Here is a 1,836-nt window from a genome sequence, read left to right as displayed (position 1 = left end):
CCCGCCGGTCCCCTCGGGGGACCACTGGGCCAGCGCGCGTTCGGCGAGGTCGCGGCCGGCGTCGAGCAGGCCGCGGTGCCAGAGGTAGCGGACCGATTCGACGATCCACTGCCGGACCGCCGGGTCGGCGCTCCCGACGGCACCGGACGGCCAGAGGTGGGGCAGCAGTTCGGCGTACCGGGGCCAGTTGTCCGGGGTGTCGGGGTCGCCCGGGGAGTCCAGCGCGAGCGCGCGGTGCACGACGGCCCGCACCCGGGCCCGGTCGGCCTCGGCGGTCTGGTCGCGCAGCAGCGCCTGGGTGATCCGGTGCACGCTCAGCGTTCCGCCGGTCTGGTCGTACCGGGCGAGGTTGAACTGGTTGACGGTGCGCAGGATCTCGCCCATCGCGAGCCGGCCCTCCGGGGCGCCCGCAGGCAGTCCGACGGCCTCGGTCACCGGCGCGCTGTAGAGCAGCCGGATCGGGATGGCGTCCGGGCCGAGGAAGCCGCAGACCTCCAGCAGCCGGGCGGCCGGGGCGTTGATCCGGCGCAGGTCGGCGCCGGCGATCCGCCAGGTGGCGGCGGTGACGGTGGAGTACTCGGCGTCCGCCCGGACCGACCGGTCGAGGATGTCGGTCAGCGTCTCGTCCAGCAGCTCGGCGTAGGTGGCGGCCGGCATCGGGGTCTCGTGCAGCCAGGCGGCGGCCTGGCCGACGGCGAGCGGCAGGTCCCCGAGGAGTTCGGCGATCCGGTCGGCGTCGACGGCCGGGACGCCGGCGTTGAAGCGGCGGACCAGCTCGACGCTCTCCGCCCGGTCGAAGACCTCGACCTCGGTCCGGCCGCGGTGGCGGGCCCAGCGCCGGTCGCGCGAGGTGACCAGGACGTGGCCGTCGGCGGAGCCGGCCGGGAGCCAGGGGGCGAGGTGCTCCGGGTCCTCCGCGTTGTCGAAGACCAGGAGCCAGCGCGGGTACGGCCGGCCCCGGCCGAGCGCGTCCAGCACGGCCCGGGCGGTCCGGGCCACGTCACCGCTGCTCTCCAGGCCGAGCTCGGTGGCGAGTCCGGCGAGCCGTTGCGGCACGCCGGCCGGCTCCTCGGCCGGCACCCACCAGACCACGTCGTAGGTGGGCGCGAAGCGGTGCGCGTACTCGACCGCGGCCTGCGACTTGCCGACCCCGCCCATGCCGTACAGGACCTGCACGGGTTCGGCCGCGGGGCCGAGGGTGAAGCCGTCCCGCAGGGTCTCCAGCAGGCGGCCGCGGCCGGTGAAGGAGGGCAGCCGGGGCGGGAGACCCTGCACGGCGGGCCGCCCGGCCGGGAAACGGGCGGGCGGCGGTGCGGGCTCCTCCTCGGCCTCCAGCCACCGCCCGGCACCGGGCGGCGGGCCGAGCAGTTCGAACAGCTGTGTCTCGGCCTGCTCGGCCGAGCCGCGGGCGAGGTCGCGCACCGGGTGGCCGGCGAACGGCTCGGGCAGCGGTGCGTCGCCGGGGTCCGCGGTCGAGAGCGCCAGCAGACCCGCCACGCCGCCGTCCTGCTCGGCCGAGGTGAGCCGGCGCCAGATCTCCCGGCCGCGGGGCAGCGCCGCGTACTCGGGCGAGAGCAGCACCAGCACCCGGCCGTCGCCGTCCAGCGGGCCGGCCGCCTCCGGCAGCGCGCTGTCGCCGGGCGGGCCCGGGTCCAGCGGAGCGGCGGCGCCGTGCAGCGAGGTGAGGTAGCCGAAACCGGCCAGGGCGGCGGCCGCCCACTCGGCCCAGACCCGGTCCCCCGGCGCGTAGCTGAGGTACACCTGGCGGGAGCGGGTGCGGCCGGTGCGCAGGTACGCCGCGTACAGCCGGCGGCGGGCGCGGTCCGGGACCGGGTG

Annotated in this window: 1 protein-coding gene; it reads right to left on the bottom strand. The window is 77.7% G+C overall.

Translation table 11 applies throughout. The features are described from left to right. On the bottom strand, positions 1 to 1,836 hold a 1,836-nt coding region (gene fxsT / locus MCM47_RS39950; RefSeq protein WP_238951749.1), incomplete at both ends, for an FxSxx-COOH system tetratricopeptide repeat protein.

Origin of the sequence: Kitasatospora sp. A2-31 (genome assembly GCF_022288725.1) — a bacterium.
Taxonomy (GTDB): domain Bacteria; phylum Actinomycetota; class Actinomycetes; order Streptomycetales; family Streptomycetaceae; genus Kitasatospora.
Note: the sequence above shows the minus strand (reverse complement) of the source record. Positions and strands in the feature narration are given on the sequence as shown.